The sequence below is a fragment of the Stenotrophomonas sp. STK17_22 genome (assembly GCF_051983905.1).
GTDB classification, from domain to species: domain Bacteria; phylum Pseudomonadota; class Gammaproteobacteria; order Xanthomonadales; family Xanthomonadaceae; genus Stenotrophomonas; species Stenotrophomonas maltophilia_A.
On the sequence record NZ_CP197010.1, the window covers coordinates 4,275,103 to 4,300,725 of the forward strand.

A 25,623-nucleotide genomic window follows, 5' to 3' on the forward strand; every position below is an offset into this window, starting at 1 on the left:
CGACGCGCGGTCAATCCAGGAACAGATCCGGCAGCAACGGCCGCGACGGATCCACCGCGTATCCGGAAAGATCGGTGATACCGGCCTGTGCCAGCACTTCATCGTCGATCAGGAACTGGCCGTGGAAGCCGGCCGCTTCACGCACCAGCACCGCATGTGCGGCATCGGCCATGATCTGCGGCGTGCGGCAGCCAGCCGCATCCACGCCCGGAATCATGTTGATCGCATCGGTGGCGATCACCGTGCGGGGCCACAGCGCATTCACCGCCACGCCCTGCGGACCGAATTCGGCGGCCAGGCCCAGGGTGACGAAGCTCATGCCCATCTTCGCCAGCGTGTAGCCGGTGTGCGGTGCCCACCACTTCGGCTCCAGGCTCGGCGGCGGCGCCAGGGTGAGGATGTGCGGGTTCGGCGCCTGCAGCAGGTACGGCAGGCAGGCCTGCGCACACAGGAAGCTGCCACGCGAATTGACCTGCTGCATCAGGTCGAAGCGCTTCATCGGCGTATCCAGCGTGCCGCGCAACCAGATCGCGCTGGCGTTGTTGATCAGGATGTCGATGCCACCGAAGGTATCGACCGTGGCCGCCACCGCCGCCTGCACCTGCTCTTCCTCGCGGATGTCGCACTTCAGGGCCAGGCCCTGGCCGCCAGCCGCCGTTACCGCTTCGGCCGCGGTATGGATGGTGCCCGGCAGCTTCGGGTTCGGCACCGACGACTTGGCTGCAATGGCCACATTGGCGCCGTCGCGCGCAGCGCGCAGTGCGATGGCCAGGCCGATGCCGCGCGAGGCACCAGTGATGAAAAGCGTTTTGCCCTGCAGACTGCCCACGTTCCACACTCCAGCGTATGCAATGAGCCGCTAGTATGCCGCGCCGACGCGGAGTTCACCTGTCCTTGACGATACTCGGGCCTCCAGACAACGCACGAGGTCCACGCCATGCGCCGTTTCCGCCTGTTGCTGCCTGCCCTGGGGCTTGCCCTGCTGACCGCCTGCCAGGGCCGTTCGCCGGAACCCGGAAAGGAGCCGCCCGCCGGTGACGCGCCCAGCGCGGAGAAGGCCGCCGCCGACGGCAAGATGCGCTGGAGCGAGGCGGTGGTCTGGGATGGCGATCTCAACGCCTGCCGCCAGGGCGAGAATGCTGCGACCCGCGATTGCCTGCGTGATGCGATGCGCGCCGGTGGCGCCAGTACCGATGCCGTTACCGCCGCCGAGCAGTTGTCCAGCGGCGGTGAGCTGGCCTATGTGACCGCCTGGCACGAGAACGAAGGACTGGGCATTGCCACGGTCGAGTATCCGTTCCGCGCCAACACCAATGAAGGCACGCGACTGGTCGATGCCGGTGGCAAGCGCATCGACGTGGATGCGGTGCAGCTGGACGACACCCTGCGTGCCGACCCCACTGTGCAGGAGCTGCTGAAGGCCAACCCGCAGGCCACGCCGTTCGCGCCGGCACAGTCGGCAGGCGCTTCGCCATTGGACAACGGCGGCATCCGCCTGCTGTACCGCACGCCGCTGCGCGACTGCCACGCCTGCCCGGATGTGGGGCAGTTGCAGATCGCCTATGACTTCGATGCCAAGCGCAACTTCATTGGCCAGCAGGTGGTGCCGGCGACGCCGTAAAGCCACCGCCCCCTATAGAGCCGAGCATGGCTCGGCTCTACATTTCTATTCCTGGTACAGCACTGCCACGCCATCACCACGGGCAAGCCGCTTCACCTGGTCCAACGTATCCACCGCCATGACGGAGTACGTGACCTCCACACCCGAGTGCAGGCGTCCCTCGGCAGTGTCCTCATCACTCGCCACTGATATCAGCTTGCGAATTCCGGCGAATCGATAGAGGGAAGGCCTACCGTCTTCACCCACCAGGCGACCGGTCAGATCCTCATACCCGGAAGCAAGCGCTTCTGCATTCTCAAGAGCGTGTTCATCGTTGTCGGCACTGATCAGATACACGTTCTCATGCACCCGGAACGCCCCCTGTCCTGGACTCTCGTAGTAGAAAATGGCGTGTGCGCAATACCACATGCATCACCTCAATGATTCCTTTGCGGGTTGTCCCTGGTTTGGATGTCGCGAGCCTTCTGCTGCCAGCGGAATCCACATTTATGCGGCACTTGGCAATGAGCCGTTTAGCCGTTAAGCAGCCCACGGATCACAAACCACATCCACGCATGGCCTGGATCTACCGGTACAACCGCACCTGCTTCTCCAGCAGATGCGGCACGATCAGCCGATGCACGGGCGCAACCGGCAGCATGTAGACGCGCCCGAACGCGTTGTGCGTATGCACCACCGTCGCCACTTCCAGCACGTCGCCCTGCCACTGCAGCGCCAGCTGCACGCGCAGGTGGCGGTCGTCGTCTTCCAGCACGATGGCATCGTCGTCCAGCGACTGCAGGGTGAAGATGCCCAGCCGCTGGCCGGGTTGAGGATCCGCAACATCCTGCACCGCACGCAACGAGCCCAGGTGCTTCATGCCGAGCAGGCGCATGCCGCGATTGCGCAGTGCCATCAGCCCATCGAACCAGCCGGGAATGGTCGCCGCCATATCGCGATAGGCCTGCAGGGCCGAGCGCCCATCGCGACGGGTCGTCGCCTGGCAGGCGTGCACGAAGTCGGCACCGGGCAACTGCGCATGCAGCACGCTGCAGGCAGTTGGCGGCCTGCTCACGACGGACGCACTGCTCACGGCTTCGGCCCCTGCCCTTCGTTGTCTTCCCAATGCAGGATGCGGCGGGTGACGAAGCGATAGACCGGCTTGCCGGTAGCGAACCACAGTTCGCGCACCCACGAGGTGCGCTTGAGCACGCGCTTCTCCACCGGGGTGAGCGACTCGCGGCAATACATGCGCTTGTGCTTGAGCAGGTGGCGCAGGTCCTCGCGGGCCAGCAGCCGCATCCAGCGCGAGCGCGGGTTGCCTATCACCGCCAGCTGGAAGTCGATCAGCGCTGGACGACCGTCTTCGGTGACCAGCCAGTTGGCTTCCTTGGCCAGATCGTTGTGGGCCACGCCATTGCGGTGCAGCTGCTGCAGCAGCCGACGCGCCGAGCGGAACCAAGCCAGGTCACCGCGTGGTGGACGCTGGTACATGGCATCGCCGGCCATGAAGCTGCGGTCGAGGTGACGGCCATCCCACGCCAGCAGCTGCGGCACATCGGCCATGCCGTGGATGTGCTGCAACGCGCGTGCTTCGCGGCGGGCCAGCCACCAGGCCGGCAGCCGCAGCCACAGCGGCGTGGCGCCCAGATCACGGCGCACGAAGGGGCCATCGGGCCCTTTCACAAGAAGGATCTGGCCGAAGCTGTCGGCCTTCAAAGCATGCGATGGAGCGTCTGGCGTATGCGGCATGGGGCCATTCTAGGCGAAGGCGCCGGTTGCAAACGGTCACGAAGCGGCTGGGAACCAGTCACCTTCACGCCCCTATAATCGGGCAATGGACTCTTCATGGATCGACGCCACGCTCGCGTGGATTGCCGCTCACCCCGTGCTGGCGGGTGCCGTTATCTTCCTCATCGCCTTCTGCGATGCGGTGATCATTCTTGGCGCCATCGTGCCGGCGCTGCCGTTGCTGTTCGCGGTGGGCGTGTTCATCGGCCTGGGCCAGATCTCCGGGCCGTACGCGGTGGCGGCTGCAGCCCTGGGCGCATTTGCCGGCGACGGTATCAGTTACTGGATCGGCCGACGCTGGGGCGACCGCCTGCGCGGCATCTGGCCGTTCAGCCGCTACCCGCAGCTGCTCGACCGCGGCGAGAACCTGTTCCGCCGCAACGCCTTCAAAAGCATCCTGATCGCACGCTACGTGGGCGCGATCCGCCCGTTCGTGCCGGCCATCGCCGGCATGATGAAGATGCCGGCCAGCCGCTACGTGCAGGCCAGCGGCATCGCCAGCATCTCCTGGGCCGTACTGTTCCTGGCGCCGGGCTGGATTCTTGGCGAAGCTTACGACGCAGTCGCGGCGGTGGCCGGGCGTCTGGTGGTGGTGGTCGGCCTGCTGGCGGTGATCCTCGGCCTGGTCTGGGCCATCGTGCTGTACGGCTATCGCTGGTCGGCCGCGCGCATGGACAACTGGCTGGCACGCCTGCTGGACTGGTCCAACCGCCACCCAACGCTGGGTCGCTACACCGTCGGCGTGCTTGATCCCAAGCGCCGCGAATCGGTGCCGCTGGCGATGCTGGCGTTGATGCTGCTGGTACTGGGCTGGGGCTGGTTCGCGTTACTGACCGTGGTGGTCGCACACGGCGAGCCGCTGGCGATCGACCTGCTGGTGCACCAGGCCATGCTGGCGCTGCGCAATCCGCTGGCCGACTACCCGATGGCCGCGCTGGCATCGCTGGGCGCCTGGCAGGTACTGCTGCCGGCCACCGCGGCGGCGATGGGCTATCTGATCTGGCGCCGGCGCTGGATGGCAGCCGCGCACTGGCTGGCCGCGCTTGCCTTCGGCCTGGCCCTGACCATGCTGCTCGGCGCCACCGTGGATGTGGTGCGCCCGGTCGATGCCAGCAGCGGCTTTGGCTTCCCGTCGGTGTCGGTGACCATGGCCACCATCACCTTCGGTTTCTTCGCGGTGCTGATCGCCCGCGAGATGCCCGGTCGCACCCGCGTCTGGCCGTACCTGGTGTCGGGCATCGTGGTCAGCCTGATCGGCTTCTCGCGCCTGTACCTGGGCGCGCATTGGCTGAGCGATGTGATCGGCGGCATGCTGTTCGGCACGTTCTGGCTGCTGGTGCTGGGCATCGCCTATCGCCGCCGCTTCAACCGCTCGTTCTGGGTGAAGCCGGTGGCCTGGCTGTTCTACGGCGTCTTCGCCATGGCGGCGATGTGGTACGCGCCGCGCCACATTCCGGTGAAGCTGGAGCGGTTCGAGCCGACCCTGCCGGCACCGCAGGCGATGGATGCGCAAGCCTGGTGGCAGCACGACTGGGCCACGCTGCCGGCGCGCCGCAACGAGTTCGACGACGACCAGCGCTGGCCGCTGGACGTGCAGGTGGCGGGCCCGCTGGCGCCGCTGCAGGCGCAGCTGGAAGCCCGCGGCTGGAAGCGGCAGGAGCAGGCCGGCTGGCAGCAGGCGCTGCTGATGCTGGACAAGAACACCGGCGCCGATGAGCTGCCGGTATTGCCGGCAACGCTGGACACCCGCGTGGAAGCCTTGCTGATGGTGCGCCAGGGCGCGAAGCCGGATGAGCGCTATGTGCTGCGCCTGTGGCCGGCACCCGCGCAGCTGCAGCCGGGCAACACGCCGCTGTGGCTGGGCAGTGCACAGACCCTGCGTTACGAGCGCCACTTCGAATGGATCGGCATGTGGCACCCGCTGCGGGGTGTCGACCCGGCGCTGAACGCGGTGAAGGACGCCGTGCAGGACCTGCCGCAGCGGGAGGATGTGCACAGCGAAACCGGGCTGCCGGTGTTGCGGTTGAAGACCATGCCGTGATCGAGCCGGTGCTTCTCTGGTAGTCGCCAACCTTGGTTGGCGCTTCGGGTGAAGGCTGCCAACCAAGGTTGGCATCTACCGGTTCCGGCGCGCTCTGGCCGTCGCCAACCAAGGTTGGCATCTACCGGTTCCGCCGCGCTCTGGCCGTCGCCAACCAAGGTTGGCAGCTACCGGTTCCGGTGCGCTCTGGCTGTCGCCAACCCTGGTTGGCGTTTCCCGGTTCCGGCGCGCTCTGGCTGTCGCCAACCCTGGTTGGCGTTTCCCGGTTCCGCTGCGCCTTGGTAGTGGCCAACCTTGGTTGGCGTTTTCCGGTTACGGCATCCAGCCCAGCAATTGCTGCAACCGCTGGTGCGGGTCATCCATCTGCAGCAGCTGCAGGCGCTGCTGCTCGCTCAGTGGCAGCAGTTCGGCCAGCCGCCAGCCGACCCAGCTGGCCTGGTCCAGCAACGCCGGGTTGGCCGGCGCATAGGCCTCGCCGGCCTGTTCGATGATGTGCCCCAGCACCGTGGCCAGCAGCGCATGCTGCGGCCGTAGCTCATCGTCCGGATCTTCGTCGCACCAACGCACGTCGGCTACCACCAGACCGTTGTCGCGTACGCGGGTGCGCTCGACATGGAAGCGGCGGGTACCACGCAGGCGCAACTGCAGCACGCCGTCGGCGCCGACATCGAAGTCTTCGATGCGTACCTGCACGCCATAGGCGGCCGGCGTCGCTGGTGCGCCGACTTCCTCGCCATCGAGGATCAGACAGACACCAAACCCCTCACCACTGCGGCCGCTGTCGCGGACCAGGTCCAGGTAGCGCCGCTCGAATACACGCAGGCCCACCGCCGCACCCGGCACCAGCGTGGTGTGCAGCGGAAACAGCGGCAGCGAACCGTCGACGCTCATCGGGCCTGCAGCGCGGCCAGGAAACGGCGCGGCGCGCCGTCGAAGCCACCATTGGACATGAACACCACGTGGTCACCACTGCGCGCGCTGGCCTGCAATTGCGCCAGCAACGCGTCGGTATCGGGCACCGCGTGCGCTTCGCCACGCACCGCGGCGATCACCGCAGCGGCATCCCAGGCCAGTTCCGGGCGATGCAGGAACACCACTTCATCGGCCAGCGCCAGCGACGGAGCCAGCGCCTGCGCGTGTGCGCCCAGTCGCATCGAATTGCTGCGCGGCTCCATCGCGACCACGATGCGCGCATCACCCACCTTGGCACGCAGGCCTTCCAATGTGGTGGCGATCGCGGTCGGGTGATGGGCGAAGTCGTCGTAAATGGTGATGCCGTCATGCTGGCCGATCACTTCCATGCGGCGCTTGACGCTGCGGAAGCGCGCCAGCGCCGGAATCACCTCGGCCGGCGCCACGCCCACTGCATGCGCGGCGGCCAGCGCAGCCAGGCCGTTGAGCACGTTGTGGCGGCCCAGCAACGACCACTGCACGTCGCCCATTGCCTGCCCGCGGTGATGCACGCGAAACGCGCTGCCATCGGCGGCCAGCAGCTCGGCATGCCATTCCAGCGACGGATCGAATCCGAAGCGTTCGACCGGCGTCCAGCAGCCCATCGCCAGCACTTCGGCCAGTTGCTGATCCTCGCCGTTGACGATCAGTCGGCCACGCGCCGGCACCGTGCGCACCAGATGGTGGAACTGGCGCTGGATCGCGGCCACGTCGGGGAAGATATCGGCGTGGTCGTATTCAAGGTTGTTGAGGATGGCCACCAGCGGCCGGTAGTGCACGAACTTGCTGCGCTTGTCGAAGAAGGCGGTGTCGTACTCGTCGGCCTCGACCACGAATTCGCGGCCCTGCCCCAGGCGGGCGGAGACGCCGAAATCCTCGGCGACGCCGCCGATCAGGAAACCGGGTGAACGACCGGCGCTTTCCAGCAGCCAGGTGAGGATGGTGGTGGTAGTGGTCTTGCCGTGGGTACCGGCCACGGCCAGGGTGTCGCGGCCCGGCAGCACCTGTTCGGACAGCCACTGGGCGCCGGAGATGTAGCGCTGGCCGGCGTCGAGCACGGCCTCCACGGCCGGGTTGCCGCGCGAGAGCGCGTTGCCGATCACCACCTCGTCGGTGCCGGCCGGCACGCTGTCGGCGCGGTAACCCTGGTCCAGGGTGATGCCCAGCTGTTCGAGCTGGGTCGACATCGGCGGATAGATGGCCTGGTCGCTGCCGCTGACCGTATGGCCCAGTTCCCGCGCCAGGGCGGCCACGCCGCCCATGAAGGTGCCGGCGATTGCAAGGATATGTACGCTGCTCATGACCGAGGATTGTGACCGATGACGGCTGTATAGGGCCAATGTCCGATCCGGGGTAAGACAAGTCCTACACAGGATGTGAGAAAACTCCAATCATCTGTCAGGGAAATCCCGATAGCGATGTTCTGTGAACCCGGACACAATTCGAACTGCCAGCCGCAGTACCCGAACCGGTCCTACTCCCCAAGAGGCCATCCCCAAGGGAGCTCATGCTGCGGGGCCCTGAGCAAGCCCTCTGCTGGCGCCTATCAAACGACACAGGCCTGGTCCTCGCGGACCAGGCCTGTGCTTTTTGCGCCCGAAGGACCGGCAGTGCACCGGCCCTGCAGGATCAACCCTTGATCGCCGCCAGGATGCGGGCTTCGATCTCGTCCAGCTCACCGACGCCGTCGACGCGGGCCAGGGTGCCACGGCCGGCGTAGAAGTCGACCACCGGGGCGGTCTGGTCGTTGTAGACCTGCAGGCGCTGGCGCACCGCTTCCGGCGTGTCATCGGCGCGGCCCTGTTCCTTGGCACGACCGGCGATGCGCTCGACCAGCAGCTCGGTGGCCACGTCCAGCTGCACCACGGCATCCAGCGGCTGGCCGATCTTGGCCAGCAGGCCGTCCATCGCATTGGCCTGGGCCACATTGCGCGGGTAGCCATCGAGGATGAAGCCCTTGGCGACATCGGCCTGGGTCAGGCGCGACTCCAGCATGCCCAGCAGGATGTCGTCCGACACCAGGTTGCCGGCATCCATCACCGTCTTGGCCTGCTTGCCCAGCTCCGTGCCCGCGGCGATTTCCGCGCGCAGCATGTCACCGGTCGAAATGTGGGCGATCCCCAGCTTTTCCTTCAGGCGCGTCGCCTGTGTCCCCTTGCCCGAACCGGGCGGTCCCAACAGAACCAATCGCATTGACCTGACTCCAACGTGTTGAAAACAAAGAAGGTTCGCGTCCCGGACGGACCGGTATCGCTGCACCGCAATAGCGCCACTTTACCGCATCCGGGTAATGTCCCTGCAATGTCCCCTCGCCCGAGCAGGTAGAAGCATGCGCAACGGTACTCTCCTCTACGCCCAGTCCGGCGGTGTCACCGCGGTCATCAACGCCACGGCAGCGGCGGTGATCGAGCAGGCCCGGGCCAAGGGCATCAAGGTCCTGGCCGCCCGCAACGGCATCCTCGGCGCGCTGCGCGAGGAACTGATCGACACCAGCAAGGAGAGTGCTGCGGCCATCCGCGCCCTCGCCCACACCCCGGGCGGCGCCTTCGGTTCGTGCCGGGTCAAGCTGAAATCGCTGGACGCCGACCGTGCCCGCTACGACCGCCTGCTGGAAGTGCTGCGCGCGCACGACGTGCGCTGGTTCCTCTACAACGGCGGCAACGACTCGGCCGACACCGCGCTGAAGGTCTCGCAGCTGGCCAAGGCCTCCGGCTACGACCTGACCTGCATCGGCGTGCCCAAGACCATCGACAACGATCTGGCGGTGACCGATACCTGTCCGGGCTTCGGCTCGGCGGCCAAGTACACCGCCGTGTCGGTGCGCGAGGCGGCGCTGGACGTGGCAGCAATGGCCGAGACCTCCACCCGTGTCTTCATCTACGAGGCCATGGGCCGCCACGCCGGCTGGCTGGCTGCGGCCGCCGGTCTGGCCGGCAACGGCGATGTCGAAGCGCCGCACATCATCCTGCTGCCCGAACGCGCCTATGACGAAGCGGCGTTCCTGGCCAAGGTCAAGGCGGTGGTCGAGCGCGTCGGCTACTGCGTGGTGGTGGCGTCGGAAGGCATCGCCACCGCCGATGGCCGCTTCGTCGCCGACGCGGGCGGCGGCAAGGACTCGTTCGGTCACTCGCAGCTGGGCGGCGTGGCGGCGCACCTGGCCGGCCGGGTCAAGGACCAGCTGGGCCTGAAGGTGCACTGGGCGCTGCCCGACTACCTGCAGCGCTCGGCCCGCCACCTGGCCAGCAAGACCGACTGGGAGCAGGCGCAGGCGGTCGGCAAGGCCGCCGTGCAGCTGGCGCTGAAGGGCCAGAACGGTGTGATGCCGGTGATCGTGCGCAGCAGCGATGCGCCCTATCGCTGGAAGATCGAAGCGGCGCCGCTGTCGAAGATCGCCAACCACGAGAAGAAGATGCCGGCCGGCTTCATCCGCCGCGACGGCTTCGGCATCACCGCCAAGGCGCGGGCCTACCTGTCGCCGCTGATCAAGGGCGAAGCCCCGCTGCCGTACGGCACCGACGGCCTGCCGAAGTACGTGACGCTGAAGAACGTGGCCGTGAAGCAGAAGCTGCCGGCCTTCGAGGGCTGAGCCAAAAAAGGGGACGGAGGGGATTAAGTCGCATACGCCCCTCTGTGCTGAGCCCTGTGCGGAGCGCAGGGCACATTGCGGCGGCCGCCGAAGCACCCCACAATCGGGCTCCGGCCCGGGGCAAAGGGGCCGCCGCAAGCCAGATTCGACGCTGCCCGGCCTTCAAGGCCCGGGCCTGTGCTGCCATTTCACAAGGACTGTAACCATGAAGCACCCGATCCTGATCGCCGCGCTGCTGTCCGGTGCCGCCGCGCCGGCCTTCGCTGCGACCTGCGAAAGCAACTTCCAGAAGAAGGGCAATCCCTTCGTCGGCACGACCTTCACCTCATCGGTCACCCATCCGGACCTGACCGTGGCCAGTGCCATCGGCCAGATGCGGGTGATCGCCAAGAACGCCAACATGGACGTCCTCAGCGAGGACGTGGAAGGCGGCTCGATGCTGATCGAAGAGCCGGAATCCATGGCCCACAAGCCGATTCCGATGATCATCAGTGCCACCTCCGAAGGCGGCCAGGGCACCGTCGGCATGGTGGTGAAGGTCAACAAGGGCGCCATTGCCTCGGCCGACGGCGTGCGCGAAGAAATGTGCAAGCTGCTCAACCAGATCAAGCCGGGCAAGGCTGGCGAACAGGCGGCCAAGGCCACTCCGCAGGCGTCGGTGGTGACGATTGCCGCCGACCGCTTCGGCTTCCAGCTGCGCAACCAGAACAAGGACAACCCGGCCGCGGTCGAGCCGCGCTACAAGGGCAAGACCTACGCCATCACCGGTCGCATCACCTCCGTGCTGCGCAGTGGCGGCACCTACAACACCAGCTTCGACCTGCCCAGCGATGGCAGCATCGACTTTGAGCGCGTGGCCATTTCCTGCTCGTTTGCAGCCAATCAGGCCGCGTATGCGCTGGCCCTGCGCCCGCGCGAGAAGGTGACGCTGACCGGCGTGGTCGACAGCTACGACCAGATTGGTCGTGTGTTGTGGTTGAAGGACTGCCGCGGCAACTGATCGCTGCCAGCATGGGAAAAGGCCCGGGTGCGCAGGCGCCCGGGCCTTTTCGTTTCCACAGCGGTTCACACCTGGCGCACGTGCATCGCAGGATGATGGATACCCCGTCCGGAGGTCATCATGGCACTGCGTGTTGTTCGACTGGGTACGCCGCGCCACCCTGGCGAAGGGCTGCGTATCGGTACCGTGCGGCGACCACCGCGCGGCGTACCACGCAGCGAATTCGCGACACAGGACTGGTACGACGTCTGGTTCCCGACCCTGTCACCCAGCGCGGAACTGGTAAAGCGGGCGCACGAAGCGAAAACCGCGGCCGACTGGAATGCGTTCTTCCGCCACTACAAGGCCGAGATGAAGGCGCCGGACGCGGCCCACGCGCTGGATCTTCTGGCCGCGATGTCACAGCACAGCGACATCAGCGTGGGATGCTACTGCGAGGATGAAGCGCATTGCCATCGCAGGGCCCTGCGAGAGCTGCTGGTGGCGCGCGGGGCGACGCTGGCGGAGTGATGATTGCAGGGTTGCCGGCCAGCGGCCGGCACTACCAGGTTGCCCGCCGGGCATGGCCCGGCACTACCGATGCGCAGCGAAGTAGATCCACGCCATGCGTGGATGCGCAGCGCCGGGAACGTCAGTAGATCCACGCCGTGCGTGGATGCGCGCTGCTGGACGGCCTCAATTGCAGGCCTTGCCTTCCATCTGCAGCTGCGCGGCGAACATCGTCACCTGCGGGATCTGGCCGGCGGCGGCCTGCTTCTTGGCCTCTTCCAGATAGATGCGCGACTGGCCCTGCCCGTCCAGCTCGACCTTGTTGCTCGACGGCAGGCGCCACACGCGCACCACGGCCTGCTGTGCCGGGCAGGCGGCGCTGGGCACGCGGATCACATCATTGAGCTTCCAGCCCTTGTCGGTACTCGGCTGTGCCTTGGTGTAATCGACGAAACGCGCGCGCGGCTGGCACTGCTCGCTGGTACGCACGGCGGAGAAGCGGTACGGCGCAGCGGCGTCGCCGGTGAACGCACCTTCCAGGCGCGCACAGGCCTCGGGAATCTGGCGCAGGGTATGCACCGCGCCCACCGCCTGGGGCGCGCCCACGGCACGCTGCAGTTCCGGGGTTTCCGCGGCGAGTGCCGGCAGGGCCGGGGCCAGGGCGGCAAGCATCAACAAGGACAGGCGCATGGGGGATCTCCTACGGGACTGTGCGCAGGCTTGCAGAGACTGGCTTAACGGGGTGCAAAGGCCTGTGGCTTTCGAATCATGCCCATGGACTGGCGGCATGCGGCGGGGCTCGTAAAAACCAGTCGAGCAAGCTCGACTCTACAGGTGGCGGCACGCATACTGCGGGCACCAGGGAATGCTGAACACCGCCATACGTCGGACGACCACCAAGGTCGGTACGGGTTGGTTCCAGGCTGCAGCCCGTCGTCCCCCTCGTGGTGCCGTTCATCGCCACTGGATGCCTACATCCATTCTGCGGAGGGGTCTAATGCTGGAACGTCACGGGCTGTCATTGGCGCTGGGCTGCGCCATTCTCGCGATCCTGTTCGGAATCGTCTCGGCGCGCTGGATCCTGCGCCAACCCACCGGCAATGAACGCATGATCGCGATCGCCACCGCGATCCAGGAAGGTGCGCGTGCCTACCTCAACCGCCAGTACCTGACCATCGGCGTGGCCGGTGTGGTGCTGTTCGTGCTGGTCGGCATCTTCCTCAGCTGGTACACCGCGATTGGATTCGCGGTCGGTGCGGTGCTGTCCGGCGCGGCCGGCTATATCGGCATGAACGTGTCGGTACGCGCCAACGTGCGCACCGCCGAAGCTGCCCGCCACGGCATCAGCGCGGCGATGGACGTCGCCTTCCGCGGCGGTGCGATCACCGGCATGCTGGTGGTCGGTCTGGGCCTGCTGGGCGTGGCCGGTTACTACGCGCTGCTGCTGCGCATGGGCCTGCCGATGGAACAGGCGCTGCATGCCCTGGTCGGCCTGGCCTTCGGCTCCTCGCTGATCTCGATCTTCGCGCGCCTGGGCGGCGGCATCTTCACCAAGGGCGCGGACGTCGGTGCCGACCTGGTTGGCAAGGTCGAAGCCGGCATTCCCGAGGACGACCCGCGCAACCCGGCGGTGATCGCCGACAACGTCGGTGACAACGTCGGCGACTGCGCCGGCATGGCCGCCGACCTGTTCGAGACGTATGCGGTCACCGTCATCGCCACCATGCTGCTGGGCAGCCTGATGCTGGCCGAGGCCGGCGCCAATGCGGTGTTGTATCCGCTGGTGCTGGGCGGCGTGTCGATCATCGCCTCGATCATCGGCGCGCTGTTCGTCAAGGTGAAGCCGGGCGGTTCGATCATGGGCGCGCTGTACAAGGGCGTGATCGTCTCGGGCGTGCTGGCTGCGATCGCGTTCTACCCGATCACCACCGGGTTGATGAGTGACAACGTGCATGGGCCGATGGCGCTGTATGGCTGCGCGTTGATCGGGCTGGTGCTGACCGGCCTGATCGTGTGGATCACCGAGTACTACACCGGCACCCAGTACAAGCCGGTGCAGCACGTGGCACAGGCCTCGACCACTGGGCATGGCACCAACATCATCGCCGGCCTTGGCATTTCCATGAAGTCCACCGCGCTACCGGTGGTGGCGGTGTGTGCGGCAATCTGGGGCGCGTTCGCGCTTGGGGGCCTGTACGGCATCGCCATCGCCGCCACCGCGATGCTGTCGATGGCCGGCATGATCGTCGCCCTCGATGCCTATGGACCGATCACCGACAACGCCGGTGGCATCGCCGAGATGGCCGAGCTGCCCTCGGAGATCCGCGACATCACCGATCCGCTGGATGCGGTGGGCAACACCACCAAGGCAGTGACCAAGGGTTATGCGATCGGCTCTGCGGCACTGGCGGCACTGGTGCTGTTCGCCGACTACACCCATAACCTGCAGGCAGCACATCCGGGGCAGGAATTCCGCTTCGACCTCAGCGACCACACGGTGATCATCGGCCTGCTGATCGGCGGCCTGATTCCCTACCTGTTCGGTGCGATGGCGATGGAAGCGGTCGGCCGCGCCGCCGGTGCGGTGGTGGAAGAAGTGCGCCGCCAGTTCCGCGAGATCCCCGGCATCATGCAGGGCACCGGCAAGCCGCAGTACGACAAGGCGGTGGACATGCTGACCCGCTCGGCGATCCGCGAAATGATCGTGCCCTCGCTGCTGCCGGTGGCGGTGCCGGTGGTGGTCGGCCTGCTGCTGGGGCCGCGCGCACTGGGCGGCCTGCTGATCGGCACGATCGTGACCGGCCTGTTCGTGGCCATTTCGATGACCACCGGCGGTGGCGCCTGGGACAACGCCAAGAAGTACATCGAAGATGGCCACTTCGGCGGCAAGGGCAGCGAGGCGCACAAGGCTGCGGTGACCGGCGATACCGTCGGCGATCCCTACAAGGACACCGCCGGCCCGGCGATCAATCCGCTGATCAAGATCATCAACATCGTGGCACTGCTGCTGGTGCCCCTGCTGTAGATCCACGCCTTGCGCAAACCCGTAGAGTCGAGCTTGCTCGACTGCTTCTGGCCCGCACCGCAGGAGCAGTCGAGCAAGCTCGACTCTACAAGGGCAGCAAGAGCAGAGCAGTCGAGCATGGGGCCGGGTCTACCAAAGCGGTCACCGCCCGCGCAGGAAGAACGACACCGGCACCATCACTTCCACCGGGTCGCCGGCCACTTCGGCCGGCGGCGCCGGTACCGGGCTGGCCCGCTGCACGGTGTCCAGCGTCTCCTGGTCGAGCAGCGCGAAGCCACTGCTGCGGCCCAGTTTCAACCCCGAGACCGCGCCATCGCGGGCAACCGCAAAGCGCACGTAGACCACACCCTGCTGGCGCAGCCGCTCGGCCTGGCGCGGATAGCGGCGGTGTTTCTGCAGGTGCCCGAGCAGGCGTCCTTCCCAGGTCGCCTCGGCACGACTGCGCTCACCCGCCGTGGTCTGCGGTGCGGTGTAGCGTGTAGCCGCATCAGCCGCCACCTGCGGCGGTGCGCTGGTCTGCGCGACGTTGGCGTCAGCGGTGTCCGGCGACGGCGTCGGCTCCGGTGTACGCGGCGGTGGCAGGTCACCCTGCGGCTGCACCGGCGCCTTGGGTTGTTCACGCAGGGCCGGCGTCGGCGCCTGCCGCTGTTGTTGCTGCTGCAGCGGCCCGGTCGCGACCTCGCGCGGCGGCACCGGCGGTGCCTGTGCCATCGGCGCCAGTTCCAGCATCAGCGCCGCAGGCGGAACCGCAGCCGTCAGCGCCGGCGCACGGGCCGCCCACCAGCAGGCCGCGCCGATCAACAGCGCATGCACCAGCAGCACGATCGCCAGGCTGGTCGCCCAGCGCCGCAGTCCACTCATCGTGCGCCCTGCTCCAGGCCGACCAGTGCCACCTTCAGGTAGCCGGCCGCGCGCAGCGCATCCAGCGTGGCCATCAGTTCGCCATAGGGCACACGGGTATCGGCACGCAGGAAGATGCGCTGCGTGGTGTCACTGTGAGTGGCCGCCTGCAATGCAGCCGCCAGCCCGTCGCGCGCTACGGCCTGTTCACCAACGCGCAGCGACAGATCGGCCTGCACGGTCACATACACCGGTGCCTGTTCCGGCGGCGTGGCGCTGGCGCTGCTGGCCGGCAGCTGCACCGGCACCGACACGGTGGCCAGCGGTGCGGCCACCATGAAGATGATCAGCAGCACCAGCATCACGTCGATGAAGGGCGTGACATTGATCTCATGCGCTTCTTCCGGCGCATCGTCACGGTCGGACGCGGTCCTGATCGCCATCGTCGCGCCTCAGTGCACCGCACGCAGCGGCGCCGCTGCGGTACGCGGAACGGCACGATCGAGATCGCGTGAGACCAGTTGCTGCACAGCCGCGGACAGATCGCCGAGCAGACCCCGCAGGCCGGCCAGCACACGGCTGAAGTGGTTGTAGACCAGCACGGCGGGAATCGCTGCGACCAGACCCAGCGCGGTCGCCAGCAGAGCCTCGGCGATGCCGGGCGCAACCACCGCCAGGTTGGTGGTGTTGCTCTGGGCGATGCCGATGAAACTGTTCATGATGCCCCACACCGTACCGAACAGGCCGACGAACGGCGCCACCGCGCCGATGCTGGCGAGCACGCCGATGCCGCGTCGCTGCACGCGCGCGGTTTCCAGTTCAATGCGGTCCAGGCGCGAGGCCACGCGCTCCTTGATGCCGTCGCGGCTATCCAGTTCCTGCGACAGGCGCAGTTCGGTGCGCGCTGCGTCCAGCATGGCGAGCGCGGTGCCCTGCTGCAGGCTGGCCTCCACGCTCCCGCCGGGCAGGCTCGGCGCCTGCAGCAGCAGCGCACGCGCTGCGCGCAGCTGCCGTGCCTGCCGGGCCAGTTCCCAGCCCTTGGCCAGCAGCACGGTCCAGGTGGCCAGCGACGCCAGCGCGAGCGCGATCATCACTGTCTTCACCACCACGTCGGCGGCCAGATACATGCCCCAGGGCGTCAGTGCAGGGGCAGCCACGGGGGCCAGGTCAGCAGGCAGCATCGTCTCGTTTTCCATCAGCATCAGGGGTCGCTGCACGGCGGCGTGTCGTGCGCGGATCATTGGCGTCGTCCACTTCCACGACCGGGTTGGGCTCCAGCCGCGGTGCGGGCCGACTGAGCACGTAGCCGGCGCTGACCGCGAAGAACAGGCCCACGCCCAGCAGCAGCCGCCAGGACGGATGTGCGCCCCAGCAGAACAGCGCGAAGCCCACCGCCATGCCGGCGCTGGCAAACGCCTTGCCCTTGCGCGACACCGCGCCCTGCTCGCGCCACAGCCGCAGTGACGGGCCGTAGCGCGGGTGCGCCAGCAGGCGTTGCTCGAACCTCGGCGAACTGCGCGCGAAGCAGCCCACGGCCAGGATCAGGAAGATGGTGGTCGGCATCACCGGCAGCAGCGCGCCGATCACCCCGAGGCCGACCATCAGCCAGCCCAGCGCGAACCAGAGCCAGCGCATCAGCGTTGCGCCGATAGGCGGGAGGCGTGCATCAGGCGAATTCCACTTCGACGTGGCCGTGCACGCTGCGGAAGGCGGCGTCCGCAGCATCGATCACCTGCTGCTCCTGCTCGGCGCTCAGCGGCACCGCATCCAGCGCTGCGGTGAATTCACGCCAGTGGCGCGCCGCGCCATCCGGGTGTGCGGCCAGGTGGCGGGCACCAAAATCGCGGTCCAAGCCGAGCTTGGCAGCCATCTTGTACAGAATGGTGCCGCCGAGATTGGAGCCTTCGGCCACATACAGCCACCCCAATGCGGCGGGTAGGTCCAGATCGGAAGGCAACGCCGCGATGTCGGCCCCCGGCAGGGTCTGCCCCAGATCCTGCAGGTCGCGCGCCACCTGGGTCAGGCGGCGGCGCTCGCCCAGGTCCGGCAGCAGTGCATCCAGCGCAGGGTTGGCATACAGCGCATCGATACTGCGGTGGAAGCGATACTGCACGCGCAGGAAACGGGCGAAGTTGCTGCGGTCGGCGAAGATGTCGCCGGCCATGATGCGCTTGTCCAGCGCGCCATGGCTGTCGCGGGTGGCGGCCTTGAGCCGCAGGCTGCGGCTGTCTTCAGGGGCGATGTGTGCGTTCATGGGGAATGCCAAGGGGGTCGTCCTGCTGTAGACGTTCGCCATGGGGCTTTCCCCAAGGCCATGTGCACCGATAATGGCGTATCCCTTCTTCCCGCAGGAACCGACGATGATCACCACCGAACCGCGCATGACCAACCTGTTCCTGCAGCTGGGCCTGGATGCCAGCGCCGAGGGCATCGCCCGCTTCATCCGCGAACACCAGCTGGCCACCGATGTGGAAGTGGTCGAAGCACCGTACTGGAACGATGCCCAGCGCCAGTTCCTGTCCGAGTCGCTGCAGGCCGATGCGGCATGGACCACGGTGGTGGATGAGCTGAACGAGTCGCTGCACGAAGATGCCGTGAAGGCGGCGACCGGGCTGTAACTGGCTGGAGGAAGGCGCCGGGCATGGCCCGGCGCTACCGTTGTCTCCCGCTGGGGTCAGAGCCCTTTCTGCAGGAAAGGGATCCGACCCCGACGATCAGTACTTCCAGGTCAACGCCAGGCGCGCGGTGCGGCCCGGGGCCGGCATCACGCCCAGCGCCAGCGGATCCAGGTAGTAGCGGTCGGTGACGTTGTCCACGCCCGCCTCCACCGACAGCTGGTCGTTGAAGCTCCAGCTGGCGAACAGGTCGACCAGGGTGGTCGGCCGGTACAGCTGCTGGATCGCCGACAGGCCCACGTTCCAGTCCTTGTCCAGCTTGCTGATCGGGCCGGCGTTGTGGACCACGCGGGTACCGAAGGTCAGGCGCTCGTCGAACAGGCGCGAGCCCAGGGTCAGGTTGACCATGTAGCGCGGCGGGTTCTGGGTATTGGTGTACGAGCCCTCGAAGCCGCCGTCCACGCAGTTGGGCGTGTTGGCCAGTTCATCGTTCCTGCGCTGTGCACCATAGGCACGGCGCTCGGCGGCGATGTCCGGTGCGCAGGTCTTGGCCTTGAAGTAATAGTGCGCGGACAGATCAGCAAATACCTTGCCGCTGTCATAGCTGGACTGGAACTCCATGCCCGAGACCTTGAACTGGTCGACGTTGCGGATCAGGCCTGCCGACAGCGTGCGGTAGTCACGGGTGATCAGGTCGTCGATGCGGGTATCGAAGTACGCCAGCTTCAGCGCCAGGCGGTCGCCGGCGGTGAACAGGTCATAGCGGATGGTGCTGGCACCGATCTCCCAGCTGCGCGCACGCTCCGGCTTCAGCTCGCCCACCGGCTTGGCGGCGGTGAACAGGCCCAGCGTGGTCTCGAACAGGCTCGGCAGCTTGGTGCCTTCGGCGTACTTCACGTAGACCATGGTGTCTTCGCTGAAGCGGTAGGCCACGCTGGCGGTCGGCGAGAACGCGGTGTCACGACGGCGGATCGGTTGCGACCAGGTCCAGCTGACCGGCACCTCCAGGTCCTGCGCCTTGCCGGCGTCGTAGAAGTTCCAGCCACCGATGTCGCCCACCGTACCCTTCTTGTACGGTGAAGCCAGCAGCGATTCCTGGGTGAAGTTGCCGTTGGCATCCGGATACCAGTTCAGCAGCGCGATGCGCTTGGCCCGCCACGACGGCAGCGCCGGGTTGCCATTGAGCAACTCGGTGTAGCGGTACTGGCCCTGCACCTCGTAGGCATCGGGCGTGGCCAGGCGGTTGCGGTCATGCACATCCACGCGGTTCCAGCGGCCGCCGGCCAGCAGTTCCCAATGCTCATCGGGCTGCCACTTCAGCGAGGCCACGGCACTGTATTCCTTGCGCTCGGCGTTGCGCAGGAAGCGGTTGTTGATCAGGTCATCGTGCATGACCGGCCCCGAACTGCCCGGTGCAATGTCCTCATCGCTGTAGGACAGGCCGTAGTCGAGGGTGAATGCACCGGCGTTGGTATCGAACTTCGAGGTGTTGCTGGCATCCAGGCCGAAGCGCTTCTGCCGCAGCGGATTGCGGTAGGCATCCTTGTAACCGGGGTCGCCACTGAAGCTGGGCGCGTCGTACCACTCGGTGCGGCGATCGAAGTACCAGGGGGTGATGCCGGTCAGGCTGTTGTACATCACGCTGTCGGTATCGGTGTACGTGGCGTTGACGCGCAGGTCGACCAGCTCGCTGTCCGGGTTGAAGCGATAGCGCAGGGTGTAGCTGTCCATGTCGACGTGGCCCGGGTCCCATTGCGGAATGCGGTCACGATCCACACGGATGATCTGCGAGGCCATGATCTCGCCGGCGGTGCCCTCGTAGCGGCGGTAGCCCGCTTCCAGGGTCTGTGCATCGTCGATGCGCCAGGTGCCCTTGAGCAGCGCCGACTTCGAGCGCGCCGAGGTATTGAAGACCTCGGTACGCGGCGGATTCAGCGGCGCCAGCGTGCGCCGGGTCTGCGGGAAGTCATCGTAGCCATGCTTGCCGGAGAAGTAGTTGCCGTTGTCGCGGTAGGCGTAGGCGGCAACCAGATCGAAGCGATCCCAGTGTCCCGCAGCGGCCACGTTGAAGAACTGGCTACCGGTGGCGCTGCGGTCGGTGCGCGGCGCGGCGCTGTAGGACGGCAGGTTGTTGGCGCTGTTGTTGGCCAGGCCGCCACGCACGCGCACGCCGAAGTCCCGGCCTTCGCGCAGCACGTCACCGATCTTCAGCGTCTCCATCTCGACCACGCCGCCGATGCCACCGGAGGCATTGGCCTGCAGGCTCGGGCCCTTGGTGATGGTCAGGCTGGAGATCAGGTCCGGGTCGAGGTAGGTGCGCTGCGACTGGCCGGCATAACCACGGTAGGTATCCATGCTGGACTGGCCACCGTCGATGATCACCGGCACACGGCCCTGGCCCTGGATGCCACGGATGTTGACGTCGAAGCCGTTGCCCACGCGCGGATCACCGGCGGTGACGCCAGCCACGCCCTTGACGATGTCGCCGTTGGACGTACCGCGGAATCGCTCCAGGTGCGTGCGGTTGAGCGTGGTGGTGGAGCCGACGCTGCGATAGCCGTCGAGCAGGCGCGCCTCGTCGCTGGTTGCGCCGCTGTCGATACGGTCGCCGGCCACGCTCAGCGTATCGGTGACGATCACACCGCTGTCGGCCTGCGCCGACGCTGCCGCTTCCAAGGTCACCGCATCGGCACTGACCCGGCGCACCGCCAAGCCACTGCCCTGCAGCAGGTGCTGCAAAGCCTCGCTGGCCGACAGGCTGCCGCTGACCGCACGCGAGGTCACACCCCGGGCCAGGGTGGCCGGGTACACGACCTGCACGCCGGACTGGCGCATGTAGCTGCGCAGCGCCTCGTCCAGTGGCTGCGCGGGGATATCGAAGCGCTGCACGGCAGCGTGGTCACCGCTGGCATCCTGCGCGAGTACGGAGGGCGCGGCGCTGGCCAGGCCGGCCGCCAGCAGGGCGATGCACAGGCGGGACGGGCGCGGCATGCGGCCCGGACGATGGAGATCGAACATGGGGGAACCTGTCAGGTAATCGGTGCCGCGGGCGCGGCGACATCCGCAACACGGGCGGACACGGCGACGTACTGGCGGCGGCGGGTACGTTCGCGGAGTAAGACGGATGAAAGCGCGGCAACCCCAAGAGCGATTTGCGGCCGCGACAGGTGCCGACCGTGGGTCGGCTGGTTGCCGCGGTGGGTGCCAACCGTTGGTCGGCTGCTTGCAGTGGTGGGTGCCGACCGTTGGTCGGCACAGAGGCACGGATCATCCACGCATGGCGTGGATCTACTGCACGATGGCGACGCCGAATGGAAGACGAGTAACCCGAAGACCTGCTGTTGCCGCCAACGCATCCAGCGCCTGCTCCGGGCGATCAATGCGCAACGCTGCACTGACGGCCGGCAGCTGCGACAGATCGCCACGCACGAAGGTCGGGCCAGCGCGATAGCGCCCGACCCATTGCACGGCCTCGGCGACGCTGGCCTGCTCCAGCAGCAGTTCACCCTGCCGCCACGCGCCCACACTGTCGGCCGCCACATCCTGCAGACGCGTCACGCCACTGCGCTCGCCATAGGCCGCGCGCTGTCCCACCTGCAGGTAGGTCCAGCCACCGTCGGCCGGGCTGGCCACGCGCACCCTGCCCTGTCCGACCTGGGTTTCCACCTGATCGTTGTCGCGTGCGACGGAGAACGCGGTCGAGATGTCCTCGACCACGCCATTGCCCGCGCGCACGCTGAAACGCCGCTGGGCATCCGGGCTGACCTCGAACCAGGCGCGCCCGCGCAACAGCTCGATCCGGCGTGCATCGGCATCAAACCGCACGGCGATCGCGCTGTCCGCATCCAGCACGGCTCGACTGCCATCGGGCAGTTGCACGTTCTGCACGACATGCGTACTGCGATGGTCGGCCTGCAGCCGCAACCAGGCCTCCGGCCATGCCACCAGCATCGCCAGCGCAGCTGCAGCGGCCATTGCCCAGCGCAGCCGCCGCGGGCGCCGGCGTTCGACGGGCCGGGCCTGCGGGCGTGGTCCGACGCTGCGCCACAGCGCGCGCTCGTGCTCGAAGGCCCGACGGTGCCCCGGCTGTGCCAGCCAGCGTTCGAACTCATGCATGCGCCCCTCGCCGATGTCACCCGAGGCCAGCCACGCGATCCAGCCCCGGGCCTGTTCGGCCAGGGCATCGTCATTGGCGGCGGGCAGCGTGTTCGGCGGGCTCATCGGCTGGCGGACAGGCGCATTCAAGCGCGGGCGGAGGAACTAGACCGCATCCGCGGTCCAGTGATCAAGACGTTTCAGCGAGGGCCAACCCCAAGGCGGGGCGATCATCGGCCGCTGCGCGCCCAGGCCAGGCGTTGCAGCGCCGTGCGCACATGGTTCTCGACGGTAGTCACCGACACCCCCAGACGGCGTGCGATCTCAGCCTGGGTCAGGCCCTGCAGGCGGTTGAGCCGGAAGATGGTGCGGGTCGGCTCCGGCAGGTGCCCCGCCGCGTCAAGCACCCGCTGCAGCTCGTCCTGTGCCATCGCCTGCTCTTCGGTCGAGATCACCTCGTCCGGCCCCCACAGGTAGTGGTCGGCCAGCAGACGGTTGCGCCGGGTCGATTCGCGGCCATGGTCGGTGGCCAGGTTGGCGGCCAGCCGGTACAGATAGGCGCGCGGGTTGTCGATGGCCTGGCTGTCATCGACGCCACGTGCCTTGAACCACACCGCCTGGATCACGTCCTCGGCGCCGTTGTCGCCCCCCAGGATGCGTTGCACCCGGCGCAGCAACGCAGGCCGCTCGCGGATCAGCAGTTCGGTGAGGGAGGCGGCATTGGAGGACATGCGCGGAACCGGGACGACAGACGGAAGGCGCCGCGCATGCTACTCCGTTAATGAGAATCAGTCACGTTCTCATCAATGGATGCAGCCGGTCAGCCCGTCATAGACGCTCTGCGAGGTCCCCGGCAGCGGGTCATGCAGTGGAATGCGCGCGGCGAGCGCGGCATGGAAGGCTTCCACCGGCGTTCCCGCCACCAGCGGCAGGCGGCACAGCCAGGTCGGTTGCCGGGCAACGATCGCGCCATCGTTGCGGGACACCTCCAGATCACTGGCGGCGAATGCCCACAGGCACTCATGGATGGTTCCCCGCACCGCATCCACCGAACAGCGCAGGCGCAGCGCCCGGATGTCGCTGTATTCGCCCTCGCAGAAGGTGTCGCCACAGATCGCGTCGAAGCCATGCTGCAAACGGCCTTCCAGGGCAAAAAAGCGGTCCCAGTTGGCCTCCTGGTGCGGGTAGTCGATCAGGTCGACATAAGGGGACGCCTGGGCCAAAGGCGCAACCAGCAGCATGCAGGTCAGGCCAAACGGCAGGGCAGACACGTTCATGGGCAGACTCCTTGGGAAGATTGGTCCAGCCTGCGCTCCCATGCCGGCCGCCCCCATCAGCCAATCCCGGCCTGCCAGGTAGGCCCCCGCCCCACAGCGCCGTCGGCCCATCCCTCTGCACAGCGCCCGGCAAAGGCATAAAATGGGGGGCTATCCGTCTATATCCCCCACCTGGAGCACGACCATGGGTCTGGAACTCGTCTCGCCCGGCAAGAACCCGCCGGAAGAAATCAACGTCATCATCGAGATCCCGAAGGACTCGGAGCCGGTGAAGTACGAAGTGGACAAGGAAACCGGCGCGATCTTCGTCGACCGTATCCTGTCCACCCCGATGCGCTACCCCTGCAACTACGGCTACGTGCCGAGCACCCTGTGCGGCGACGGCGATCCGGCCGACGTGCTGGTGGTGCTGCCGCTGCCGCTGGTGCCGGGCTCGGTCGTGCGCTGCCGTCCGGTCGGCGTGCTGAAGATGAGCGATGAGGCGGGCAGCGACGAGAAGATCCTGGCCGTGCCGGTGTCGAAGATCTTCAGTGGCTATGCCCACGTCGAAGACATCGCCCAGGTGTCCAGCCACTGGCTGGAGCGCATCGGCCACTTCTTCGAGCACTACAAGGACCTGGAGAAGGGCAAGTGGGTCAAGCTGGACGGTTGGGGCGGCGCCGCTGAGGCCAAGCAGATCCTGATCGAGGCGCACCAGCGCCATCTCGACAGCAAGGCCTGAGCCTGAACCGGATCGCTCCGGCGGCACCCCGCCGGAGCGATGCGGGTCACGTTTCATGACGACGGCACATCACACGTGCCGCCGTATTAGGTAAATTGCGTCACTTCACACGTCGTCGACATCCATCGTCGAGACAGCCAGGGGAATGTGTCGTGCGTATTCTGCTTGTTGGGGATGCAGCCAGCCTGCCGGCCGAGCTGACCGAATTCATTGCCGATCTTGGGGAAGACTGGCAGCCGCTGACCGCCACCGATGGCCAGACCGCGATGACTGCGGTGGCCACGCAGGGCGTGGATGCGGTGATCGTCTGCCCGCAGCTGCCGGATCTCAATGCCACCACGCTGCTGGGTCAGATCCGGACCTTGCGCCCGGAAACCATCCGCATCGCGCTGATCGATGCCCAGCACGGCAACCGGCCGCCGCCGGCACGCCTGATCGGTGTCGCTCACCGTTTCCTGCCGTTGCCACTGGCACCGGAAGTGCTGCTGGAAGCGCTGACCAGCCTGGAAGAGCTGCGCGAAGTACTGGACAGCCCACGCCTGCGCGATGCCATCGGCCGTATCGAGAAGCTGCCCTCGCCGCCGCACCTGTACCTGAGCCTGACCCAGGCGCTGGAGCATGACGACGACGCCGACAGCGCCGACGTCGCCAAGCTGGTGGCGGCCGACCCGGCCATTGCCGCGAAGGTGCTGCAGCTGTCGAACTCGGCGTTCTTCAGCCAGGGACGCACCATCGCTGACCTGCGCACGGCCGTGACCCGCCTGGGCCTGTCGACGCTGCGCGACCTGGTGCTGGCCAGCGAGGTGTTTTCCGCACCCACGTTGTCCACCGCCGAACGCAATTCACTGCAGCAGCGCGCCCTGCTCGCCTCGCGCCTGGCCGCGCGCCTGCTGCCCGAATCCAGTGCCGAACTGGGCGCGACCGCCGCTCTGCTGGCCGACATCGGCCTGCTGCTGCCCGGCGTACGCAACGAGCGCAGCGAACCGTCGCTGGCCGGTGACACCCGCCCCGGCCATGCCGAGGCCGGCGCCTACCTGCTGGGCCTGTGGGGCCTGCCGATGCCGATCATCGAAGCGGTTGCCTTCCACCTGCAGCCGCAGCGCGCCAATACGCGCAGCTTCTGGGTGACCGGTGCGGTGCATGTGGCGCTGGCGCTGGTCAACGGCGATCCGGTGGATGAGGACTACCTGCAGCGCGCAGGTGTACTCAACAGGCTGCCGCAGTGGCGCGAGCATGCCAATGCGTTGATGGGACTGGTACCCAGCGAGGCCTGAGCTGTCAACGCAGGAACAACCTCGAAGGCGCGCCCAAAGGCGCGCCTTTTTTTGCATCAGCGCGCGCCGCAGGCGTCCTGCACGCAGTGGCGATACTGCAGATCGCACATGACCTTCGAATTGCCTGCAGCCAGGCATTGCTGGCGCAGCTCTTCGCAGTACAGCCCGCCCCCACAGACGCCACCGGTCTGGGCGAACACCGCACCCACCAATGTTGCATAGATCAGTGCAGCAGCAGACAGTTTGTGCAACAGCGTGCTCTTCATCGCTCTCTCCATGTGCAAGTGTCCGCAAGTGGACCCAGCAACTGTGTTGATT

General features: G+C 67.1%; 27 protein-coding genes. 9 read left to right on the top strand and 18 right to left on the bottom strand.

Going from position 1 to position 25,623, the window contains the following annotated elements; all coding sequences use genetic code 11:
- Positions 1-10 precede the first annotated feature (10 nt).
- On the bottom strand, positions 11-829 hold the full coding sequence (locus tag ACSYS9_RS19985) for an SDR family oxidoreductase (protein WP_071228178.1): 819 nt from the start codon (positions 827-829) through the stop codon (positions 11-13).
- Positions 830-937: 108 nt separating this feature from the next.
- Here ACSYS9_RS19985 and ACSYS9_RS19990 point away from each other — a divergent pair, with 108 nt between their 5' ends.
- On the top strand, positions 938-1,621 hold the full coding sequence (locus tag ACSYS9_RS19990; protein WP_071228177.1) for a hypothetical protein: 684 nt from the start codon (positions 938-940) through the stop codon (positions 1,619-1,621).
- Positions 1,622-1,666: 45 nt separating this feature from the next.
- Here the strand turns inward: ACSYS9_RS19990 and ACSYS9_RS19995 are convergent, their stop codons facing one another.
- The 3 genes from ACSYS9_RS19995 to ACSYS9_RS20005 all read right to left on the bottom strand — a co-directional run bounded on the left by ACSYS9_RS19995 (position 1,667) and on the right by ACSYS9_RS20005 (position 3,352).
- The gene (locus ACSYS9_RS19995; protein WP_071228176.1) at positions 1,667-2,029 is read right to left on the bottom strand and encodes a DUF4288 domain-containing protein; all 363 of its coding nucleotides are present in this window, start codon (positions 2,027-2,029) and stop codon (positions 1,667-1,669) included.
- 157 nt (positions 2,030-2,186) lie between these two features.
- A complete protein-coding gene (locus ACSYS9_RS20000; RefSeq protein WP_428992368.1) occupies positions 2,187-2,675 on the bottom strand; it encodes a DUF2867 domain-containing protein in 489 nt (162 codons plus the stop codon).
- A gap of 14 nt (positions 2,676-2,689) precedes the next feature.
- A complete protein-coding gene (locus ACSYS9_RS20005; protein ID WP_071228174.1) occupies positions 2,690-3,352 on the bottom strand; it encodes a serine/threonine-protein kinase in 663 nt (220 codons plus the stop codon).
- Positions 3,353-3,437: 85 nt separating this feature from the next.
- Here ACSYS9_RS20005 and ACSYS9_RS20010 point away from each other — a divergent pair, with 85 nt between their 5' ends.
- Complete coding sequence (locus ACSYS9_RS20010) at positions 3,438-5,432, top strand: bifunctional DedA family/phosphatase PAP2 family protein (protein WP_071228173.1); 1,995 nt, start codon at positions 3,438-3,440, stop codon at positions 5,430-5,432.
- Between the two features lie 312 nt (positions 5,433-5,744).
- Here the strand turns inward: ACSYS9_RS20010 and ACSYS9_RS20015 are convergent, their stop codons facing one another.
- The 3 genes from ACSYS9_RS20015 to ACSYS9_RS20025 all read right to left on the bottom strand — a co-directional run bounded on the left by ACSYS9_RS20015 (position 5,745) and on the right by ACSYS9_RS20025 (position 8,576).
- Positions 5,745-6,323, bottom strand: a complete 579-nt coding sequence (locus ACSYS9_RS20015; RefSeq protein WP_032128383.1) for an LON peptidase substrate-binding domain-containing protein — start codon at positions 6,321-6,323, stop codon at positions 5,745-5,747.
- The gene (gene mpl / locus ACSYS9_RS20020) at positions 6,320-7,684 is read right to left on the bottom strand and encodes a UDP-N-acetylmuramate:L-alanyl-gamma-D-glutamyl-meso-diaminopimelate ligase (RefSeq protein ID WP_071228172.1); all 1,365 of its coding nucleotides are present in this window, start codon (positions 7,682-7,684) and stop codon (positions 6,320-6,322) included. The genes ACSYS9_RS20015 and mpl overlap by 4 nt, the downstream gene beginning before the upstream one ends.
- Before the next feature lie 328 nt (positions 7,685-8,012).
- Entirely contained in the window at positions 8,013-8,576 is a 564-nt protein-coding gene (locus ACSYS9_RS20025; protein WP_032128385.1) for an adenylate kinase, read from the bottom strand.
- 136 nt (positions 8,577-8,712) lie between these two features.
- Here ACSYS9_RS20025 and ACSYS9_RS20030 point away from each other — a divergent pair, with 136 nt between their 5' ends.
- The 3 genes from ACSYS9_RS20030 (at position 8,713) to ACSYS9_RS20040 (ending at position 11,479) form a co-directional block, all read left to right on the top strand.
- Positions 8,713-9,969: a 6-phosphofructokinase gene (locus tag ACSYS9_RS20030; protein ID WP_071228171.1), complete on the top strand. Its 1,257-nt coding sequence runs from the start codon at positions 8,713-8,715 to the stop codon at positions 9,967-9,969.
- Between the two features lie 205 nt (positions 9,970-10,174).
- Positions 10,175-10,969, top strand: a complete 795-nt coding sequence (locus ACSYS9_RS20035) for a hypothetical protein (protein WP_032128387.1) — start codon at positions 10,175-10,177, stop codon at positions 10,967-10,969.
- Between the two features lie 120 nt (positions 10,970-11,089).
- Complete coding sequence (locus ACSYS9_RS20040; RefSeq protein ID WP_049462878.1) at positions 11,090-11,479, top strand: DUF488 domain-containing protein; 390 nt, start codon at positions 11,090-11,092, stop codon at positions 11,477-11,479.
- Between the two features lie 165 nt (positions 11,480-11,644).
- Here the strand turns inward: ACSYS9_RS20040 and ACSYS9_RS20045 are convergent, their stop codons facing one another.
- Positions 11,645-12,148 (bottom strand): hypothetical protein, encoded by a 504-nt coding sequence (locus tag ACSYS9_RS20045; protein ID WP_071228170.1) that lies wholly within the window; start codon positions 12,146-12,148, stop codon positions 11,645-11,647.
- 307 nt (positions 12,149-12,455) lie between these two features.
- Between ACSYS9_RS20045 and ACSYS9_RS20050 the strand changes: the two genes are divergently transcribed.
- The gene (locus tag ACSYS9_RS20050) at positions 12,456-14,483 is read left to right on the top strand and encodes a sodium-translocating pyrophosphatase (protein WP_071228169.1); all 2,028 of its coding nucleotides are present in this window, start codon (positions 12,456-12,458) and stop codon (positions 14,481-14,483) included.
- Positions 14,484-14,624: 141 nt separating this feature from the next.
- On the opposite strand, the gene ACSYS9_RS20055 is transcribed toward ACSYS9_RS20050, so the two are convergent.
- Genes ACSYS9_RS20055 through ACSYS9_RS20075 form a run of 5 tightly spaced genes read right to left on the bottom strand, consistent with a single transcriptional unit; the run spans position 14,625 to position 17,577 of the window.
- Complete coding sequence (locus ACSYS9_RS20055) at positions 14,625-15,344, bottom strand: energy transducer TonB (RefSeq protein WP_071228168.1); 720 nt, start codon at positions 15,342-15,344, stop codon at positions 14,625-14,627.
- A complete protein-coding gene (gene exbD, locus ACSYS9_RS20060) occupies positions 15,341-15,766 on the bottom strand; it encodes a TonB system transport protein ExbD (protein ID WP_071228167.1) in 426 nt (141 codons plus the stop codon). Before exbD ends, ACSYS9_RS20055 begins: the two co-directional genes overlap by 4 nt.
- 9 nt (positions 15,767-15,775) lie before the next feature.
- Positions 15,776-16,504 carry a tonB-system energizer ExbB gene (gene exbB / locus ACSYS9_RS20065; RefSeq protein ID WP_071228166.1) on the bottom strand — a complete coding sequence of 243 codons (729 nt, stop codon included), beginning with the start codon at positions 16,502-16,504 and terminating at the stop codon, positions 15,776-15,778.
- A complete protein-coding gene (locus tag ACSYS9_RS20070) occupies positions 16,491-16,958 on the bottom strand; it encodes a YbaN family protein (RefSeq protein ID WP_071228165.1) in 468 nt (155 codons plus the stop codon). Before ACSYS9_RS20070 ends, exbB begins: the two co-directional genes overlap by 14 nt.
- 31 nt (positions 16,959-16,989) lie before the next feature.
- Complete coding sequence (locus ACSYS9_RS20075; RefSeq protein WP_071228164.1) at positions 16,990-17,577, bottom strand: biliverdin-producing heme oxygenase; 588 nt, start codon at positions 17,575-17,577, stop codon at positions 16,990-16,992.
- A 106-nt stretch (positions 17,578-17,683) separates the two neighbouring features.
- Between ACSYS9_RS20075 and ACSYS9_RS20080 the strand changes: the two genes are divergently transcribed.
- Positions 17,684-17,941: a DUF2789 domain-containing protein gene (locus ACSYS9_RS20080; RefSeq protein ID WP_006390068.1), complete on the top strand. Its 258-nt coding sequence runs from the start codon at positions 17,684-17,686 to the stop codon at positions 17,939-17,941.
- Between the two features lie 96 nt (positions 17,942-18,037).
- On the opposite strand, the gene ACSYS9_RS20085 is transcribed toward ACSYS9_RS20080, so the two are convergent.
- From ACSYS9_RS20085 to ACSYS9_RS20100, 4 genes are all read right to left on the bottom strand, one after another.
- Positions 18,038-20,956 (bottom strand): TonB-dependent receptor, encoded by a 2,919-nt coding sequence (locus ACSYS9_RS20085; RefSeq protein WP_071228163.1) that lies wholly within the window; start codon positions 20,954-20,956, stop codon positions 18,038-18,040.
- Positions 20,957-21,226: 270 nt separating this feature from the next.
- A complete protein-coding gene (locus tag ACSYS9_RS20090) occupies positions 21,227-22,159 on the bottom strand; it encodes a FecR family protein (RefSeq protein WP_071228162.1) in 933 nt (310 codons plus the stop codon).
- A gap of 104 nt (positions 22,160-22,263) precedes the next feature.
- A complete protein-coding gene (locus ACSYS9_RS20095; RefSeq protein ID WP_014038389.1) occupies positions 22,264-22,764 on the bottom strand; it encodes an RNA polymerase sigma factor in 501 nt (166 codons plus the stop codon).
- 72 nt (positions 22,765-22,836) lie between these two features.
- Complete coding sequence (locus ACSYS9_RS20100) at positions 22,837-23,310, bottom strand: hypothetical protein (protein ID WP_071228161.1); 474 nt, start codon at positions 23,308-23,310, stop codon at positions 22,837-22,839.
- Positions 23,311-23,494: 184 nt separating this feature from the next.
- On the opposite strand from ACSYS9_RS20100, the gene ppa reads away from it, so the two are divergent.
- Both ppa and ACSYS9_RS20110 read left to right on the top strand, forming a co-directional pair.
- Positions 23,495-24,031 (top strand): inorganic diphosphatase, encoded by a 537-nt coding sequence (gene ppa, locus ACSYS9_RS20105; protein WP_005410935.1) that lies wholly within the window; start codon positions 23,495-23,497, stop codon positions 24,029-24,031.
- Positions 24,032-24,183: 152 nt separating this feature from the next.
- Complete coding sequence (locus ACSYS9_RS20110; protein WP_032128397.1) at positions 24,184-25,305, top strand: HDOD domain-containing protein; 1,122 nt, start codon at positions 24,184-24,186, stop codon at positions 25,303-25,305.
- Positions 25,306-25,361: 56 nt separating this feature from the next.
- On the opposite strand, the gene ACSYS9_RS20115 is transcribed toward ACSYS9_RS20110, so the two are convergent.
- Complete coding sequence (locus tag ACSYS9_RS20115) at positions 25,362-25,571, bottom strand: hypothetical protein (RefSeq protein WP_032128398.1); 210 nt, start codon at positions 25,569-25,571, stop codon at positions 25,362-25,364.
- Positions 25,572-25,623: the final 52 nt, after the last annotated feature.

Coding starts and splice junctions, on each gene's coding strand:
- ACSYS9_RS19990 (WP_071228177.1), top strand. CDS start 938: ATGCGCCGTTTCCGCCTGTTGCTGCCTGCCCTGGGGCTTGCCCTGCTG.
- ACSYS9_RS20100 (WP_071228161.1), bottom strand. CDS start 23,310: ATGAACGTGTCTGCCCTGCCGTTTGGCCTGACCTGCATGCTGCTGGTT.
- ACSYS9_RS20030 (WP_071228171.1), top strand. CDS start 8,713: ATGCGCAACGGTACTCTCCTCTACGCCCAGTCCGGCGGTGTCACCGCG.
- ACSYS9_RS20115 (WP_032128398.1), bottom strand. CDS start 25,571: ATGAAGAGCACGCTGTTGCACAAACTGTCTGCTGCTGCACTGATCTAT.
- ACSYS9_RS20080 (WP_006390068.1), top strand. CDS start 17,684: ATGATCACCACCGAACCGCGCATGACCAACCTGTTCCTGCAGCTGGGC.
- ACSYS9_RS19995 (WP_071228176.1), bottom strand. CDS start 2,029: ATGTGGTATTGCGCACACGCCATTTTCTACTACGAGAGTCCAGGACAG.
- ACSYS9_RS20025 (WP_032128385.1), bottom strand. CDS start 8,576: ATGCGATTGGTTCTGTTGGGACCGCCCGGTTCGGGCAAGGGGACACAG.
- ACSYS9_RS20095 (WP_014038389.1), bottom strand. CDS start 22,764: ATGTCCTCCAATGCCGCCTCCCTCACCGAACTGCTGATCCGCGAGCGG.
- ACSYS9_RS20085 (WP_071228163.1), bottom strand. CDS start 20,956: ATGTTCGATCTCCATCGTCCGGGCCGCATGCCGCGCCCGTCCCGCCTG.
- mpl (WP_071228172.1), bottom strand. CDS start 7,684: ATGAGCAGCGTACATATCCTTGCAATCGCCGGCACCTTCATGGGCGGC.
- ppa (WP_005410935.1), top strand. CDS start 23,495: ATGGGTCTGGAACTCGTCTCGCCCGGCAAGAACCCGCCGGAAGAAATC.
- ACSYS9_RS20010 (WP_071228173.1), top strand. CDS start 3,438: ATGGACTCTTCATGGATCGACGCCACGCTCGCGTGGATTGCCGCTCAC.
- ACSYS9_RS20005 (WP_071228174.1), bottom strand. CDS start 3,352: ATGCCGCATACGCCAGACGCTCCATCGCATGCTTTGAAGGCCGACAGC.
- ACSYS9_RS20055 (WP_071228168.1), bottom strand. CDS start 15,344: ATGAGTGGACTGCGGCGCTGGGCGACCAGCCTGGCGATCGTGCTGCTG.
- ACSYS9_RS20090 (WP_071228162.1), bottom strand. CDS start 22,159: ATGAGCCCGCCGAACACGCTGCCCGCCGCCAATGACGATGCCCTGGCC.
- ACSYS9_RS20075 (WP_071228164.1), bottom strand. CDS start 17,577: ATGAACGCACACATCGCCCCTGAAGACAGCCGCAGCCTGCGGCTCAAG.
- ACSYS9_RS20070 (WP_071228165.1), bottom strand. CDS start 16,958: ATGCGCTGGCTCTGGTTCGCGCTGGGCTGGCTGATGGTCGGCCTCGGG.
- ACSYS9_RS20050 (WP_071228169.1), top strand. CDS start 12,456: ATGCTGGAACGTCACGGGCTGTCATTGGCGCTGGGCTGCGCCATTCTC.
- exbD (WP_071228167.1), bottom strand. CDS start 15,766: ATGGCGATCAGGACCGCGTCCGACCGTGACGATGCGCCGGAAGAAGCG.
- ACSYS9_RS20040 (WP_049462878.1), top strand. CDS start 11,090: ATGGCACTGCGTGTTGTTCGACTGGGTACGCCGCGCCACCCTGGCGAA.
- exbB (WP_071228166.1), bottom strand. CDS start 16,504: ATGCTGCCTGCTGACCTGGCCCCCGTGGCTGCCCCTGCACTGACGCCC.
- ACSYS9_RS20045 (WP_071228170.1), bottom strand. CDS start 12,148: ATGCGCCTGTCCTTGTTGATGCTTGCCGCCCTGGCCCCGGCCCTGCCG.
- ACSYS9_RS20035 (WP_032128387.1), top strand. CDS start 10,175: ATGAAGCACCCGATCCTGATCGCCGCGCTGCTGTCCGGTGCCGCCGCG.
- ACSYS9_RS20015 (WP_032128383.1), bottom strand. CDS start 6,323: ATGAGCGTCGACGGTTCGCTGCCGCTGTTTCCGCTGCACACCACGCTG.